15 protein-coding genes and 1 riboswitch are annotated in these 16,323 nt (G+C 34.1%); of the genes, 2 read left to right on the forward strand and 13 right to left on the reverse strand.

The genetic code is table 11. The annotated features are described in order from the left end of the window. Positions 1–119: 119 nt before the first annotated feature. The 8 genes from DG435_RS21315 to DG435_RS21350 all read right to left on the reverse strand — a co-directional run bounded on the left by DG435_RS21315 (position 120) and on the right by DG435_RS21350 (position 8,037). Entirely contained in the window at positions 120–1,175 is a 1,056-nt protein-coding gene (locus DG435_RS21315; protein ID WP_024770652.1) for an NAD(P)/FAD-dependent oxidoreductase, read from the reverse strand. Further along, entirely contained in the window at positions 1,172–1,765 is a 594-nt protein-coding gene (locus DG435_RS21320) for a bifunctional precorrin-2 dehydrogenase/sirohydrochlorin ferrochelatase (protein ID WP_106791437.1), read from the reverse strand. The genes DG435_RS21315 and DG435_RS21320 overlap by 4 nt, the downstream gene beginning before the upstream one ends. A gap of 21 nt (positions 1,766–1,786) precedes the next feature. Then, complete coding sequence (gene cobA, locus DG435_RS21325; RefSeq protein ID WP_106791436.1) at positions 1,787–2,554, reverse strand: uroporphyrinogen-III C-methyltransferase; 768 nt, start codon at positions 2,552–2,554, stop codon at positions 1,787–1,789. Between the two features lie 8 nt (positions 2,555–2,562). Next, positions 2,563–4,653, reverse strand: a complete 2,091-nt coding sequence (locus DG435_RS21330) for a HEPN domain-containing protein (protein ID WP_106791435.1) — start codon at positions 4,651–4,653, stop codon at positions 2,563–2,565. A gap of 106 nt (positions 4,654–4,759) precedes the next feature. Beyond that, positions 4,760–6,007, reverse strand: a complete 1,248-nt coding sequence (locus DG435_RS21335; RefSeq protein ID WP_024770648.1) for a sulfate adenylyltransferase subunit 1 — start codon at positions 6,005–6,007, stop codon at positions 4,760–4,762. Positions 6,008–6,130: 123 nt separating this feature from the next. Further along, a complete protein-coding gene (gene cysD / locus DG435_RS21340; RefSeq protein WP_234387046.1) occupies positions 6,131–7,090 on the reverse strand; it encodes a sulfate adenylyltransferase subunit CysD in 960 nt (319 codons plus the stop codon). A 21-nt stretch (positions 7,091–7,111) separates the two neighbouring features. Further along, entirely contained in the window at positions 7,112–7,738 is a 627-nt protein-coding gene (locus tag DG435_RS21345) for a phosphoadenosine phosphosulfate reductase family protein (protein ID WP_106791434.1), read from the reverse strand. A 32-nt stretch (positions 7,739–7,770) separates the two neighbouring features. Beyond that, entirely contained in the window at positions 7,771–8,037 is a 267-nt protein-coding gene (locus tag DG435_RS21350; RefSeq protein ID WP_106791433.1) for a DUF2061 domain-containing protein, read from the reverse strand. 325 nt (positions 8,038–8,362) lie between these two features. Between DG435_RS21350 and DG435_RS21355 the strand changes: the two genes are divergently transcribed. Continuing rightward, entirely contained in the window at positions 8,363–8,905 is a 543-nt protein-coding gene (locus DG435_RS21355) for a hypothetical protein (RefSeq protein WP_106791432.1), read from the forward strand. Between the two features lie 260 nt (positions 8,906–9,165). After that, positions 9,166–9,351, forward strand: coding sequence for a hypothetical protein (locus DG435_RS25720; RefSeq protein ID WP_159025466.1), 186 nt, complete (start codon positions 9,166–9,168; stop codon positions 9,349–9,351). 122 nt (positions 9,352–9,473) lie between these two features. On the opposite strand, the gene DG435_RS21360 is transcribed toward DG435_RS25720, so the two are convergent. From DG435_RS21360 to DG435_RS21380, 5 genes are all read right to left on the reverse strand, one after another. Next, positions 9,474–10,652, reverse strand: a complete 1,179-nt coding sequence (locus DG435_RS21360; protein ID WP_106791431.1) for a PLP-dependent aspartate aminotransferase family protein — start codon at positions 10,650–10,652, stop codon at positions 9,474–9,476. Continuing rightward, a complete protein-coding gene (locus DG435_RS21365; RefSeq protein ID WP_106791430.1) occupies positions 10,649–11,074 on the reverse strand; it encodes an OsmC family protein in 426 nt (141 codons plus the stop codon). Before DG435_RS21365 ends, DG435_RS21360 begins: the two co-directional genes overlap by 4 nt. A 145-nt stretch (positions 11,075–11,219) precedes the next feature. After that, positions 11,220–13,634, reverse strand: coding sequence for a bifunctional aspartate kinase/homoserine dehydrogenase I (thrA, locus tag DG435_RS21370; RefSeq protein ID WP_106791512.1), 2,415 nt, complete (start codon positions 13,632–13,634; stop codon positions 11,220–11,222). Positions 13,635–13,647: 13 nt separating this feature from the next. Then, positions 13,648–14,610, reverse strand: coding sequence for an alpha/beta fold hydrolase (locus tag DG435_RS21375; protein ID WP_106791429.1), 963 nt, complete (start codon positions 14,608–14,610; stop codon positions 13,648–13,650). 81 nt (positions 14,611–14,691) lie between these two features. Beyond that, on the reverse strand, positions 14,692–15,978 hold the full coding sequence (locus DG435_RS21380; RefSeq protein WP_106791428.1) for an O-acetylhomoserine aminocarboxypropyltransferase/cysteine synthase family protein: 1,287 nt from the start codon (positions 15,976–15,978) through the stop codon (positions 14,692–14,694). A gap of 122 nt (positions 15,979–16,100) precedes the next feature. Beyond that, a riboswitch (SAM riboswitch) is annotated at positions 16,101–16,209 on the reverse strand. Positions 16,210–16,323 lie beyond the last annotated feature (114 nt).

The raw sequence follows: 16,323 nt of genomic DNA on the forward strand, positions 1-16,323 counted from the left end.
ACATCAAAACGAGATATTGAAGCAACTACCTCTTTGTTGGTAGGGTTTAAAACAAAACAGGTGCATACTGAAAAATCGCTTTCAGTATGCACCTGTTTACTTTTAAGGTAAAATCTTTTTTAATTAATGGCTTTTACCACTTCTTTTTTAGCTTCTTTTTTAGTTCCATCAAATCCTTCTACTCCTCCAACAGTTGTATATTTCATAACATACTTTTTATCTGGAAATATTCTTTGGTAAGCGCTCTGACACATAATGGCTGCTTCATGAAAACCTGAAAGAATCAATTTTAGTTTTCCTTTATACGTATTTACATCACCAATGGCATAAACTCCCGGGATATTAGTCTGGTAGTCGTAAGAATTATCTACTTTGATCGCATTTTTTTCGATCTCTAATCCCCAATCTCCTATTGGTCCTAATTTTGGTGATAATCCAAATAACGGAATGAAGTAATCTGTATCTAAAATAATTTCACCTTTTGTTTTATGTTTTATACCAACAGCTGTAATGTGATCATCGCCTTTTAATTCTTTTACCTCAGCTTCAGTAATCAGGTTTATTTTACCTAATTTAGAAAGTTCTGCTACTCGTTCTACAGAATCTAAAGCTCCTCGAAATTCGTTTCGTCTATGTACTAGAGTTACTTCACTAGCAACATCTGCCAAGAAAATCGACCAATCTAAAGCAGAATCTCCTCCGCCTGAAATTACAACTCGTTTATCTCTATATACTTCTGGATCACGTATAATATATGCTACTCCTTTATCTTCAAAATCAGTAATATTTGGAATCGGTGGTTTACGAGGCTCGAAAGAACCTAATCCTCCAGCAATCGCAACTACTGGCGCATTATGCTTCGTTCCTTTATTGGTAGTTACCAAAAAAGTATCGTCTTCTAATTTCTCGATAGTTTCTGCTCTTTCGCCCAGAGTAAACCCAGGGTTAAAAGGTTTTATTTGCTCCATTAAGTTATCTACCAATTCTCCTGCTAGTATTTCTGGAAATCCAGGAATATCATATATTGGTTTTTTGGGATATATTTCTGAGCATTGCCCACCTGGTTGTGGTAAGGCATCAATAAGATGCGTCTTTAACTTCAGTAATCCTGCTTCAAAAACAGTAAATAACCCTGTTGGTCCCGCTCCGATTATTAAAATATCAGTCTTGATCATTTTTCAACTTCTTTTTTTCCTATTAATCCTTTGGTAAATTCGTTTAGTGTCTCCACTTTTTCTTCAAAATTACCTTTTATTGTTTTTCTGTACTCGTTTAAATTTTTGACTAAATCATCAATGTTTTCAGGTATCGCTTCCTCAAAAAACTGACGTAATCGTTTGGCTGTTGTTGGCGATTTTCCATTAGTAGAAATAGCCACTTTTACATTACCTTTGGTGACAATTGCACCCATATAAAAATCGCAATATGGTGGATTGTCTGCTACATTAACCAATATACTTCGTTTCCTGCAATCTTTATATACTTGCATATTAACTTTGGTAACATCTGTAGTAGCAATCACAATGTGTTTTCCTTTAAGAAAACGTTTGTGATATTTTTTATGTATCATTTCCACTCCAAACTTCTTTGCTAATGCTATTGTATCTTTTCTAAACATTGGCGATACTATAGTCACCTTAGCATCTGGGCTGGATTTTAGTAAGAACGTAAGTTTTTCTTCTGCTACATTCCCTCCTCCTATTATTAGGATTTCAAGGTTTGCAGCCTTTAAAAAAACCGGATATAAATTATTTCTTTCTTTCATCTTTAAGCTAGTCCCGAACTATTAAGATACAATTTCTTCCCGAACTTTATTATAAATCGAAGCTAGCCGAACTCGTTGGCTTACTACTTCTCCTATTACAATAATTGCCGGTGAGGATAATTCTTTCTCTAAAACTACTTCCTCAATGTTCTCTATTGTACCATATCCAAACTTCTCTTTTTTTGTAGTTCCGTTTTGGATAATAGCAACCGGAATGTCTTTCTTATTTTCGGCTGCAAAGATACTAACTATTTCATTCAACTTACTCATTCCCATCAAAATTACCACAGTTGCATTTGATTTTGCTGCCAGGCATATATCCTGTGATAATTTGTGGGATTTTGTAGTTCCTGTAATCACCCAAAAACTTTCTGAGGATCCTCTTTTTGTTAATGGGATTCCCTGGTATGCTGGAACAGCTAAAGATGATGATATGCCCGGAACCATATTAGCCTCTACATCAAACTGTTGTACATAATCAATCTCTTCTGCTCCGCGTCCAAAAATAAAAGGATCTCCTCCTTTTAATCGTACTACATGCCCATGACTTTTGGCTCTACTTACTATTAGTTCATTAATCTGTTCTTGTTGATATGCATAGCATCCTTTTCTTTTACCAACAAATATCTTTTCTGCTTTAGATGCATAACCCAATAAGGTTTCATTAATGAGTGCATCATATAACACCACATCTGCAGACTCTAAAGCTTTAATTGCTTTAAGAGTGATCAAATCCGGATCTCCCGGACCTGCTCCTACTACTGTTAATTTTGGTGTTTTAGTATTCATCATTTTCTTTATGCATTTTCTACTTCGACAGCTCTAAACTCCTGTACTTTTTGTAAAAACTGTTTTGCACTTTTGATATAATCCACTGCAAAATTTCTGGTAGGCGTATTTTTTTGAAGTTGGTAGATCAAATCTGCAAATGTTCCTTCTAATTGTACTTTTCCACTTGCTACAAATTCTTCGTCAAACTGACGAATGATTCCTGCATGTGTATTTGTTTTTTTGTTTTCGGCTAACAATAATGCTTTTGCAGAATTAACTAATGAACTGTATGCATGATATACAGCATCAGAGTATATCTCATTCTCAAAAGATATTTTCGCATTTTCTATTTTCTCTTCACTTTCTAAGAACAAAGTAGCTATTAAATCTATAACTACTCCTGCACATTCTCCTACTCCGATTGCCTTTACATAATTCTCTTCTGTTCCCCAATCGATAAAATCTTCTTGAGTAAGACTATCTACATTAGATAAATCCGTAAGAAAATCATAGAAATACTTTTCTCCTTGCGCAGTATAATAGTCTATAAAAGTTTTACCGTTAGCATTTGCTTCAAAATCATTAAGAATTCTACGTAATGCTTCTGGCCCTCTTCTACTTGGTATTTTTACTACTTTATCTGCAAAACGACCATTACCATCTCCTAAGTTTCCTCCTCCTAATAATACTTGTAATGCAGGTGCAACTAGTTTATCCTTAGTACGTACAGACATTCCCTGGAAACCAATATTTGCCATATTGTGTTGCCCGCAAGCATTCATACATCCACTAATTTTGATCACCAAATCTTCTTTTTCAAGATATTGAGGGTATTCTGTTTTGATTACTCGTTCTAGTTCCTCGGCAATACCTGTACTACTTGCAATTCCAAGATTACAGGTATCTGTTCCTGGGCAAGCGGTTATATCTACTGCTTTATTGTAACCAGATTCTACAAATCCTAATTTTTCTAATTCTTTATAGAAAAACGGTACTATATCTTCTTTTACAAAAGGGATCAAAATATTCTGGCGCAATGATAATCTTATTTCTCCCGCCGCATATTTCTCAACTAAATCTGCTAGTAACCTAGCTTTATCAGTATAAAAATCTCCTAATAGTACTTTGATACCTATGGCTACATACCCCTCTTGTTTTTGTGCTATTACATTGGTAGATTTCCACAGATCAAAGGTTTTTTGGTTTTTGATCTCTACTTGAGGTGCTTCAACTTCAACCGGAACTGAAGTTTTATATGCTTCTACATCAATCACAACAGTTTTCTGTTCTATTGCGTTTTGTTCTGCTTCTACTAATTCTTTGAACGCTTCAACTCCTATGTCTTTAAGTAAAAACTTCATTCTTGCCTTGGCTCTACTTTTTCGTTCCCCATGACGATCAAAAATCCTCAGCACTCCTTCCATCAAAGGAATAATCTTTTCTGATGGCAAGAAACTATACAACTCATCTGCATGTCTTGGTTGTGACCCTAATCCACCGCCTAGCATTACTTTAAATCCTCTAACTCCATTTTCAATTTTAGCAATAAAGCCAAGATCATGCATATAGGATAGTCCTGTATCTTCTTCAGTTCCTGAAAAAGAAACTTTGAATTTACGTCCCATTTCCTGACAGATAGGGTTTCTTAAAAAGAAACGAAATAATGCATCCGCATAAGGTGATACATCAAAAGGTTCTTTTGGATCAATTCCGGCAGTTTCTGATGCGGTTACATTACGTACTGTATTACCACAAGCTTCTCTTAATGTTACATCATCTTTTTCTAACTCTGCCCAAAGTTCTGGGGTTCTATTTAAGTCTACATAGTGAATTTGTATATCCTGACGTGTAGTGATATGCAATCTCCCTCGGGAATACTCATCAGAGACTTCACAAATACGTCTTAATTGATTACTCAGCACTTTACCGTATGGCAACTTAATACGAATCATCTGCACTCCTTCCTGGCGTTGGCCATATACGCCACGTGCCAAACGAAGGCTACGAAACTTTTCTTCATCAATCTTACCCTTATGGAATTGCTCAATTTTATTAGCTAATTCTATAACATCTTTTTGAACAATTGGGTTTTCTATTTCGGTTCTAAAACTTTGCATCTTTTTTCGTATTTCTGCCTTTAAAAAAGGTCATAGTTATGACTTTTGTATGATGGTTTTATGATTCTAATTTTTTGTTTTTCTTCCTATAAAGAATGACTTATATTTATTCTATAAAGCCAACTCCTGAAGTAGTATTGGTTTGTGAATCTATTAATATAAATGATCCTGAAGCTTTATTCTTGCTATAAGAATCAACTGCTAAAGGTTTGCTCAACTGTATCTGAACTTTTCCTATTTCGTTTAAACTCAAAGCATTTTTTGAAGTATCATCACCAGAAAAATCAGTTGCAATGGTTCCGTTTATACTTTTCACTTTTGCCAAAATCCGATTACTTCCACTTTGTATAAAGTAATTTGTCCCTGGATTTAGATCTTTACTGTCCATCCAGCATACTGTTGCTGTGAGTTGTTTTTCTACTCGGGGTTTTTCTGATGATTTCACAATCATATCTCCTCGGCTTACATTTACATCGTCTTCTAAAGTAACTGTACAAGAACTCCCTCTACCTGCTGTATCAAATTTTTGATCGAAGAAGTAAATTTCTTTTACTTTTGATGTAGTTAACGATGGTAAAATTGTTACCTCATCTCCAACAGAAAGGTCACCTCCATATAATTTACCTGCATATCCTCTAAAGTCATGAAACTCATCTTTTTTAGGACGAATCACAGTTTGAATTGGAAAACGTACCTGAGCTTTTTCATATACATCTTGTGCATCCAATTTTTCTAAGTGTTCTAGTAAAGTTTGCCCATTATACCAAGGAGTATTCTCAGACTTATCTACCACATTATCTCCTTGTAATGCACTTACCGGGATAAACGTTATATTTTGTTCTTTGTAATCGCTTTTTTCGATCAATGTTTCAAAATCGGCTTTAATGGCTTTGTATTTCTCTTGAGAAAAATCTACCAAATCCATTTTGTTAACAGCTACAATCACATCTTTAACTCTTAGCAGGTTGTTGATAAAAAAGTGACGATACGTTTGTTCTATTACACCTTTACGAGCATCTACCAAAATGATAGAGGCTTGTGATGTTGATGCTCCTGTGACCATATTTCTGGTGTATTCAATATGCCCAGGAGTATCGGCTATAATATAACTTTTGGTTTTTGTAGAAAAATAGATATGGGCAACATCAATGGTAATCCCTTGTTCACGTTCGGCTACTAATCCATCTGTTGCTAATGAAAAATCTAAATAATCAAAACCGTTGGCTTTACTTCTGGTTTCAATTGCTTCTAATTTATCTGTCGTTAATGATTTTGTATCATATAGAATACGACCGATTAAGGTACTTTTACCATCATCTACACTTCCTGCTGTTGCTATTTTTAATACATCCATAGCTGTTATTGTTTCTCCTTTCGGAGTAATATTCGTTATTATTATTACACTCTGACTTTACTTTGGATTCCAGCCGAAGTCTATGCTGAGCGTAGACAAAGTACTGGAACGGCAAAAGCCAATCTAGAAATATCCTTGTTGTTTTCGTTTTTCCATCGCAGCTTCTGATCGTTTATCATCGATACGAGCTCCTCTTTCTGAAATTGTGGACTCCCTGATCTCTGATACTACTTTATCTATAGTAATTGCATCAGAAAGCACTGCTGCGGTACATGACATATCACCTACAGTTCTAAAACGCACCATTCTTTCTTCTACCACTTCATCATCTTCTCTATACACAACATCATCTTCGGCAGACCAAATCATCCCGTCTCTTACAAATGTTTTACGAGTATGAGCAAAATATATAGACGGAATTTCGATTCCTTCTTTTTGGATATAACTCCATACATCTAATTCTGTCCAGTTACTAATCGGAAATACCCTTACATTTTGACCTAAATCAATTTTTCCGTTAAGGTGATCAAATAACTCAGGGCGTTGGTTTTTCTCATCCCATTGACCAAAATCATCTCTAACAGAGAATATGCGTTCTTTGGCTCTAGCTTTTTCTTCATCCCTACGAGCTCCACCAATAGCTGCATCAAACTTAAATTCTTCCAAAGCATCCAAAAGTGTAGTAGTTTGTAAACTATTACGGCTAGCGTATTTTCCTTTTTCTTCTACGACCTTACCTTGATCGATAGAATCCTGAACATTGCGAACAATAAGTTCTACACCTAATTCTTCTACTAATCGATCTCTGAACTCTATAGTTTCGGGAAAGTTATGCCCTGTATCAATATGTAATAAAGGGAAAGGAATTTTTCCGGGATAAAATGCTTTCTGGGCTAATCGTACTAAAGTAATAGAATCTTTTCCTCCAGAAAAAAGTAATACCGGTTTCTCAAACTGTGCAACTACTTCTCTAAAAATATAAATTGCTTCACTCTCCAAAGGATTTACCTTAAGAACAGATACTCTAGCTAGATTACCTGCCGACCCTTCTATTTGTTCTATTTTCTTTTCTAGTATTTCCATTCTTATCTTTTTCGTATTTTATTAGTTAGTATGTAATCCACACTCTCTATTTTCTAACACTTTAGTTGGATCAAAATATTTGAATTCGTTAGGTAACTTATATTCTTCTAAATACACATCTAACTCTTCATCACTGTAATAATAAAATGGACTTACTTTTAAAACTCCATCTTTACCCATGCTTACAATATCTAACGAATCTCTAAGTGCCGTTTGCCCTTTTCTAAGATTTGTAAACCAAACATCGGGAGTAAAATCAGACATTGCTCTTCTAAATGGTTCTAATTTTACTTGTTCTGTAAAAACTTTGTGTTTGGGATCATCAATATCTGGAATCCCCATAGTTACATCCCTATGTGCTGTGGTTTGCTTAGGCACATATAATTTAACATCAAGCCCTAACATATCAATGACCTCTTCTGCATGCCTATAGGTGTTTGGAGTATTGTATCCAGAGTCACACCATATTACCGGAATATCTGACAATGCCTTTGAGCAAACATTAAGAATTGCAACCTCATATGGTCTAAAATTAGTAGTCACAACTGGAGTCTTCGCATTTAAAACTGCCCATTGTGCAATTTCTAAAGGTGTTTTATCCTTTAGAGATTTATTTAAGTTTTCTATTTCTTTTTCTGTTAAACTCATAGTTTACTATACTTGTTTTTCTACTATCGCAATTATTTTCCCCATTTAATACGATTCCAAATTCTTTCATGAAAAAAATAAAGAATCATTTTTGTTATAAAATCAATAGATGCAATTGAAGTAGCAAGAGCTATTTCTCCTGTTAATACATAAGACACTATTAATGTATCTAATGTACCCACTACCCTCCAGCTTACTGCTTTTGCGATACTACGTACTGGTTTTTCAGAGGTTTTATCATCCTGATACGTTGTTTTCTGTGTAGCTACTTTATCTAATATCATTTGATCTAAAATCATTTTTTTTGAAAAACTCTATTACCCTATCGGAATAGTAGATTATTAAACAAATGTATATATAATATTTTGTTTATAGCACAAAAATCTCATAAGTTCTTAAAGAAAATTATAAGAATTATGATATCTTCAACAAAAACCCTAGTAGTTTAGTAGATTATTAAGACAATCCCAGAATCTTTATATAATTTATTGAGGAACACCCTATTAAACTTTTACTAATTATCCTTAAAAATCACATAAAAAGAGATTTCATTTAAAAAAATGACAATATGTGAATTTCTATCTCGTTGATAAAAGTAATATTAACCCAAAATATATAGTCGAAATGAAAAGATTTGCAATGTTTTTATTTTTAGCAAGTACCTTACTATTTGTTTCTTGTAACGATGATGATGATTCTCCAATTGAAATTGATCAATCCTTAATCCCAGGTGATTGGAGTCTCACAGAAGTTAAATCTGAAAATGGAAAAGTTACCGCTACTATTGAAAACATACCAGTGAGTGGCAGTTATTCTTTATCAGGTAAAGATTATACTGCAGAAGCAACTTTTACAAAAGCTTCTGAAGCTGATAAACCCAATACTTTTGTTAGTTCTGGAGGGTTTACATTAGTAGCAAAAATAACTATCCCCACTCAATCTATTGATTATGAAGAAGCAATTCCTGATTTTATCGGAGCCGGTGATTGGAAAATAGACGGAACTAAACTTATTACTACTGTTGCAGACAAAGACGTCTCTTTTGATATTATTGCATTAACTGCACAAACCCTAAGTATAAAAAAGGATATCAAAGAAACAGTCGAACAACAAGGTATTACTTTTGAAGTTACGGGAAGCCAAATTTTCACTTTAACAAAAAAATAAGGCTGTGAATTTCAAATTCTTTGAATAAAAAAGTTGAGAAGTTTCTCAGCTTTTTTTTGTTCACATACTTTTCTAAACCCCATTTTATTATCAAGAATACACACCCCTATTTACAGGGGGTATCACTTCACGGTTTACAGTGTTCTGTATTCTATATTGAAATTTTAAATTTGAGAAACTAAATCATAGAATTACTCATTTAACCTATGATCCCCCAATCAAAATGTGTAATTCTATTCATTCTTAAAACATATTACAATATGAAAAAAATCTTAAATTTAGGAGGAGTTACTTTATTAAGTAAAAATAACCAAAGTCAAATTTTGGGTTCTCGTAGCGGGACTCCTTGTTATCAAAACGGAAATCAGTGTTGTAGAGAAATTGGCAATGGAAGTCTCTGTGACGCAGGGCAATGCCAACCTAATGGATATTGCATATATTTCTAAAATTAAAAGCAGGAATTATAGTTTCTTATAATTCCTGCTTTTACATGTTTATACTATTCCCTAAGTTTTTCACAAAAACGATGATAGCTTAATATTTATAAATCTTTTTTTAGTTACGGCTTTCATATCTTTTCTAGGGCTTGCTCAATATCCAATATAATATCATCAATATGTTCTAGCCCCACAGAGCAACGCACCATTCCATCTGTAATCCCAACAACGAGCTTATCTTCATCTGCCAGTTTACTATGTGTTGTTGAGGCAGGATGTGTAATTATGGTTCTGGTATCACCAAGGTTAGCAGATAGAGAACACATTTGTACACTATTAAAAAAAGCTTTACCTCCTTGCACTCCTCCTTTTACTTCAAAAGCAATAATATTACCTCCCATTTTCATTTGCTTTTTGGCAACTTCGTATTGTGGATGAGATTTCAAGAATGGGTATTTCACCCAGTTTGTTTTAGGATGTGACTCTAAGAATTCTGCTAATTTTAGTGCATTCTCACAATGACGATCCACCCGAACTGCCAGAGTCTCTAAACTTTTAGATAACACCCATGCATTAAAAGGCGATAGTGATGGCCCGGTATTACGCGAAAAGAGGTAAATTTCTCTTATCAGTTCTTTTTTACCAACAGTCACTCCTCCCAGAACTCTTCCCTGTCCGTCAATTAACTTAGTTGCAGAATGAATTACTAAATCTGCACCAAACTTAATTGGGTTTTGTAAATATGGAGTCGCAAAACAGTTATCAATAACCAAAAGTAAGTTATGCTTTTTTGCTATCGTTCCCAGCAATTCTAAATCTAAAACATCTACTCCGGGGTTTGTTGGGGATTCGGCATATATAATTTTTGTATTGGGCTGAATTAAACTTTCTACTTTATCCACCTCATCTACCCTAAAATAACTGGTTTCGATATTCCACTTTGGAAAATACTTGGTAAATAAAGTATGTGTAGAACCAAATACAGATCGAGCAGAAACAATATGATCACCAGCATCTAATAACGCAGCAAATGTAGAAAACACTGCTGCCATACCTGTTGCAAATGCATATCCATCTTCTGCTCCTTCTAATTTGCAGATTTTATCTACAAATTCTGTTGTATTAGGATTACTAAAACGGCTATATAGATTTCGTTCTTTCTCTTCTGCAAAAGCAGCTCTCATTTCTTCTGCATCTTCAAAAACAAAGCCCGAGGTTAAATACATTGGTGTAGAATGCTCTAAAAACTGTGTTTTATCAGTTTGCGTTCTTACCGCTTGCGTTTCAAAATTTAAACTTTCCAGACTCATATTTCTTTATTATTAACCACAACCTTGTACTCTATTGTAGCTGTAGGTTCTAATGTTTTGGATACCGAACAATATTTCTCAAATGACAATTCTGCTGCCCTCTGTGCTTTTTCTGGAACAATATCACCCTCGAGATAAACGGTTACCGTAATTTTCTTAAAAGGTTTTGCCCCATCAATTTCTTCGCGAGCACCATCTACTTCTGCTCTATAGTCTGTAATTTCTTGTCGTTGTTTCTTTAAAATAGAAATCACATCAATAGCACTACATCCTGCTACTCCCATTAAAACATATTCCATTGGACTTGGAGCCAGATCATGTCCTCCAACTTTGGCCGTACTATCTATATATGTTACATGCCCTCTTTCGTTTTTTAATTCGAAATGATAATCACTGTCTATTCTTTTGAGTTGTATTTTCATTTTATTTTGTTTTGGGCGTTCCCTTGACTAATCAGGGTCGGGCTTTCTGCTATATCTTTTGTAATCTGTCAGAAACCCTTCGACTTCGCTCAAGGTAACAGGATTACAAAAGGATGTCGCTTCAATCCCTAACGCAATTATAATTTTATCCTTTTTCTGCTAATCGTAACACATCTCCAAACACTCCTCTTGCTGTTACTGCTGCACCAGCACCTGCTCCCTGAATCACAATAGGCTGGTCTCCATATGACTCTGTGTAAATCTCAAATATAGAGTCGGAACCTTTTACTTGTCCTAACGCACTACTCTGAGGTACAGAAACTAATTTAACGTCCAGATTTCCTTTCTCTTGTGACAAGTCACCCCAAAGATCACCAATATATCGCAATACATGATCAGGTTTTTGCTCTTCTTTAACATTTTTATATACGATATCTAACTCTTTTAGTCTTCCTAAAAACTCTTTTGCTTCACCAGCTCTTAGTTCTTCAGGAATTAGGTTATGAATATTAATATCTTCAAATTCGTTACTTAGATCCAATTCTCTTGCAAGAATTAATAATTTTCGACCTACATCATTACCACAGAGGTCTTCTCTTGGATCAGGCTCTGTAAATCCATTATCAATCGCCTCTTGTAATACCTCGCTAAATCGTCGTTCTTCTACAGAAAAAGTATTAAACAAATAACTTAGTGATCCAGAGAAAACTCCTTTGATTCGAGTTATATTTTCACCTGACAAATGTAACAACTTAATAGTATCAATCAATGGTAATCCGGCCCCTACATTAGTTTCATATAAATACTGCTTTTGATTTTCTTCTAGCTTTACTCTTAATTTTTTATAAAAATCAAAACTTAATGTATTGGCAACTTTATTAGAGGAAACCAAATCAAAACCATGTTCTACCAAATTTATATAGTTTTCGGTAAACCCTTGACTAGCTGTATTATCAATAGCTATTAGGTTTTCTAAATGATGATCATCTGCAAATCGAATCACATCTTCAACTGCATATGAAGTTCCTTTTTCATTGATTACATCTTTCCAATTTTGAACTACCCCGTTTTTAGCCAGAAGTACTTTTCTAGAATTTGCTACTGCAAAAATATTGAGGCTAATCTTTTTTCGTTTTTCGATCTGCTCTGAAGATTTTAAAATTTGATCTATCAATGTACCTCCTACCAGTCCATGACCAAATATAGCTATGTTGATTTTTTTAGAAATTTCAAAAATCTCACCATGAATCACATTTAAAGCACGATGCAATTGTTCTTTTTGCACTACTAAACTCACATTCTTTCCTGTAACCGTATTATTAAACAGTAATGGAATTACCTGATTTTTTATTAGTGCATTATATGGTTTATGAAATGTACTTAAATCCTGGCCAATAATAGAAATCACAGACACGTCTTTTTCTATTGAAATACCACTCACATCACGTTTATAAAAATCAGATTCGAATTCTTGTTCCAATATAGATTTAGCTTCTTTTGCTTTATTTGCATCAACAACAAAACCTATTCCCCGTTCTGATGAGCCTTGTGAAATAATACTAACACTAATATTTTTATGGGCTAGTGCCTTAAATATTCTCGCATCTACTCCTACTTTTCCCAGAAGACCTCTTCCTTCGAGATTTATTAGAGCTACATTCTCTAAAACCGAAAGGGATTTGATTCCTTTTTCACTCGCCTCTGATGTAATCAGGGTTCCTTTATTTTTATGATCAAAAGTATTCAGAATCCTAAGTGGGATATTCTTTTCAATTAATGGAATTATAGTTTTCGCATGTAAAATATTAGCTCCAAAATATGCTAATTCATTGGCTTCTGTAAATGACAGTTTTTCAATTTTTATAGCATCGGGCACCAATTCTGGATTAGCAGTATAGATCCCATTTACATGAGTGAAATTTTGTAATTCTTCTGCTTCGAGATAATTAGCTAATAATGATGCTGTATAATTACTACCATTTCTTCCTAAAGTAGTCGTTTCGTTTTTGGTATTAGATGCGATAAACCCAGTAACTATATTTACAGTAGCACCATTATACGTTTGAAAATGATTAATTACATTTTCTTTAGACAATTTATCAAGAGGCTGGGCATCTCCAAACTGGGCATCTGTTATGATAAGAGTTCTACTATCGGTAAAATTAGCATTGATATTTTTCTCTTTAAGGATTTGCGTTACCAATTTGGCCGAAATAACTTCACCTTGTGATAGTACCTGATCTTTTATCCTCTTGCTATAGTCTTTCAAAAGTGAAACTCCTTCAAAAAGTTTATCTAATGTCTCGAACTCCTGAGTAAAATCAGCATTATCAAAATCTGCAATTTGATATTTTTTAAATGCTTCTAACTGCAACTGGTACTTTTTGCCATTAACAGCCTTTTCAAGAATTCCCTCAAGTTCATCGGTTGTATTACCACGAGCAGAAAGGACAACGGTAATCTTTTCGCCATTTTTCACCTTATCTTCAATTATATCAATCACTGCATGAATTCCTTTTCCGTTAGCTAGTGATTTTCCTCCAAATTTTAAAACTTTCATTTTTTCTTTTTCTTTAAAATACATCTTTCAATAATGCATTTAATTGTTCAAATTCTATTAAAAAGGCATCATGACCATGAACCGAATTAATTATTTTATGAGTAACATTTTGTTTTACTTCTTTCAGTTTTTTGAATGTAATCTTATCTTCTGCTGCTGTAAAAAACACATCAGAGTTTACACTTATGATATGAATATTGGATTGGATTGATGCGGCTACTTTATTAAAATCTCCTCGCCCTTCGGTTATATCGATATTCGCCAGAATATAATTTAGTTCCTTATAAGCAGAAAGTTCAAATCTACTGTCTAGTCGTTCTCCATGGTATAACAGCCAGCTTTCTATATTGTACATATCTTTTTCATCATTATACGTACGGTTAAATTTTTGCTTAAATGATTCTGGAGATCTATAGATTAACATCGCATGTAATCTGGCATCATGAACTGGGGCTTTAGAATTCAATAAAATCTGTTCTTGAACCAGACAATTAGCCTTTAACCAATCGGTAGATTTCCAATCTGTAGCCACAGGGATTAAATGAGTAATCAAACTAGGGTTAAGAGCAGCTAATTCCCATGCAATTCCGCCACCAACAGATCCTCCAATTACGGCATGTAGTTTACCTATTTTCAATAATTTTAATCCTTCAGAGAAGATAGCGGCAATATCTCGTGCATTAAATATTTTATATTCTTCAATTAAGTTTTCTTCTTTTCCATCATATCCATTTCCCGGAATATTAAAAGACAAAACGGTATATCTATTGGTATCAATGCACTTATCTTTTCCTATTAAACCGTTCCACCAACCATGCTCTCCACATACAGCAGAATTGCCAGTAAGAGCATGATTAACTAAAACAATTGGTGCCGTATAAAGGGGTTTTCCAAACACTTCGTATGTGAGATGAATCTGATCAATAGATCTTCCCTTTATCGTGGTATAGTTTAAGATGTCTAATTTTTGAAGCATTACTTATAATTTCTTTGAGGTTATTTTGGTAATCCTCTTATTATAAATCCTTTTAGAAAGGATAGAGATTTTTTTGATCTTTTAAATTGTGACTTTTACTTTATTAAAAGCTTCTTTTAAATCTTCTTTTAGATCCTCAATATCCTCGAGTCCAATTGATAACCTAATCAAATCCTGAGTTACTCCAGTAGATGCTTGCTGTGCAGAATCTAATTGTTGGTGTGTAGTACTAGCTGGATGTATAATTAAAGATTTAGAATCTCCAATATTTGCCAGTAAAGAGAAAATTTTTGTTTCATCAGCTACTGTTTTAGCCGAATCAAAACCACCTTTTATTCCAAAAGTAATAATCCCACTTTGTCCTTTCGGCAAATACTTCTGAGCTAATTCGTAGTACTTATTATTTTTGAGCCCTGGATACTTCACCCAACTTACTTCTTCTTGCTCTTCTAACCATTTAGCAAGTTCTAATGCACTTTCACTATGCTTTTTTATTCTAATTTCTAAAGTTTCTAGGCCTTGCAAGATTTGAAACGCATTAAATGGGCTTAGTGCGGCTCCATGATCCCGTAATCCTTCTATTCTGGCTTTTGCTATAAATGCTGCCGGCCCTAATGCATCATGATATACTAGTCCGTGATATCCAGGTGAGGGCTCTGTAAACTCAGGAAACTTACCACTAGACCAATCAAAAGTTCCTGCATCAATAATTGCTCCTCCAAGAGATGTACCATTACCACTAATATATTTAGTAAGTGAATGAATTACGATATTAGCCCCATACTCGATAGGATTAAGTAGTGCCGGTGTAGCAACTGTATTATCAACTATCAGAGGCACTTTATAGGTTTTGGCTTCAGAAGAAATCGCTTTTAAATCTAATACATCCAGCTTTGGGTTTCCCAATGATTCTACAAAAAATGCACGTGTATTCTCTTGTACAGCATCTTTAAAGTTATCTGGGTTTGACGGATCTACAAAAGTTGTTGTAATCCCAAACCTAGGTAACGTGACATTTAACAAGTTGTATGTTCCACCATATAAACTACTGGATGCAACTATATGATCACCTGTTTTTAATAAAGTTAGTAAGGTCGTATTAATTGCTGCTGTACCTGATGACGTTACTACTGCCGCGATACCACCTTCTAAAGCTGCAAGACGTTGCTCCAGAATATCATTTGTTGGATTATTTAATCTCGTATAAATAAATCCTGTTTCGGATAAATTAAATAGATTGGCAGCATGATCAGAATTGTTAAAAACGTACGATGTTGTTTGATAAATAGGCACTGCTCTTGTTCCACCATTGGCCGACACATCATGACCTGCATGTAAAGCTCCTGTTGCAAATTTTTGTGTACTCATAATTTTCTATTTTAAATTTTTAAACAAAATTCAAATACATCAAACACTCGATTATAGTAGTGCATGTAAATAGAAAATTAAAAAGAAAGGAAAACGACAATTACAAAAATTGAAATTGTATCGAGTTATCTTCTCCCAATTAATCGGGATAGAATTTAGCACCTTCTTTAATAAATCAAAGGGTTGCTAAGGTTTCACAGGGTCTATTCCCTCCACCTTTCTTAATAACTTACTAATATGTATAAGAAACTTCGGGGACAAAGCTAGTAATTATTTTTTAATCACATCATTTTTCTTTCGAAAATTATTTTGCTAAAATTGACCTAATAAAAATAATCTTCAATA

Source organism: Aquimarina sp. Aq78 (genome assembly GCF_900299525.1).
In the GTDB taxonomy this organism is placed as follows: domain Bacteria; phylum Bacteroidota; class Bacteroidia; order Flavobacteriales; family Flavobacteriaceae; genus Aquimarina.

Coding starts and splice junctions, on each gene's coding strand:
- DG435_RS21315 (WP_024770652.1), bottom strand. CDS start 1,175: ATGATCAAGACTGATATTTTAATAATCGGAGCGGGACCAACAGGGTTA.
- DG435_RS21320 (WP_106791437.1), bottom strand. CDS start 1,765: ATGAAAGAAAGAAATAATTTATATCCGGTTTTTTTAAAGGCTGCAAAC.
- cobA (WP_106791436.1), bottom strand. CDS start 2,554: ATGAATACTAAAACACCAAAATTAACAGTAGTAGGAGCAGGTCCGGGA.
- DG435_RS21330 (WP_106791435.1), bottom strand. CDS start 4,653: ATGCAAAGTTTTAGAACCGAAATAGAAAACCCAATTGTTCAAAAAGAT.
- DG435_RS21335 (WP_024770648.1), bottom strand. CDS start 6,007: ATGGATGTATTAAAAATAGCAACAGCAGGAAGTGTAGATGATGGTAAA.
- cysD (WP_234387046.1), bottom strand. CDS start 7,090: ATGGAAATACTAGAAAAGAAAATAGAACAAATAGAAGGGTCGGCAGGT.
- DG435_RS21345 (WP_106791434.1), bottom strand. CDS start 7,738: ATGAGTTTAACAGAAAAAGAAATAGAAAACTTAAATAAATCTCTAAAG.
- DG435_RS21350 (WP_106791433.1), bottom strand. CDS start 8,037: ATGATTTTAGATCAAATGATATTAGATAAAGTAGCTACACAGAAAACA.
- DG435_RS21355 (WP_106791432.1), top strand. CDS start 8,363: ATGAAAAGATTTGCAATGTTTTTATTTTTAGCAAGTACCTTACTATTT.
- DG435_RS25720 (WP_159025466.1), top strand. CDS start 9,166: ATGAAAAAAATCTTAAATTTAGGAGGAGTTACTTTATTAAGTAAAAAT.
- DG435_RS21360 (WP_106791431.1), bottom strand. CDS start 10,652: ATGAGTCTGGAAAGTTTAAATTTTGAAACGCAAGCGGTAAGAACGCAA.
- DG435_RS21365 (WP_106791430.1), bottom strand. CDS start 11,074: ATGAAAATACAACTCAAAAGAATAGACAGTGATTATCATTTCGAATTA.
- thrA (WP_106791512.1), bottom strand. CDS start 13,634: ATGAAAGTTTTAAAATTTGGAGGAAAATCACTAGCTAACGGAAAAGGA.
- DG435_RS21375 (WP_106791429.1), bottom strand. CDS start 14,610: ATGCTTCAAAAATTAGACATCTTAAACTATACCACGATAAAGGGAAGA.
- DG435_RS21380 (WP_106791428.1), bottom strand. CDS start 15,978: ATGAGTACACAAAAATTTGCAACAGGAGCTTTACATGCAGGTCATGAT.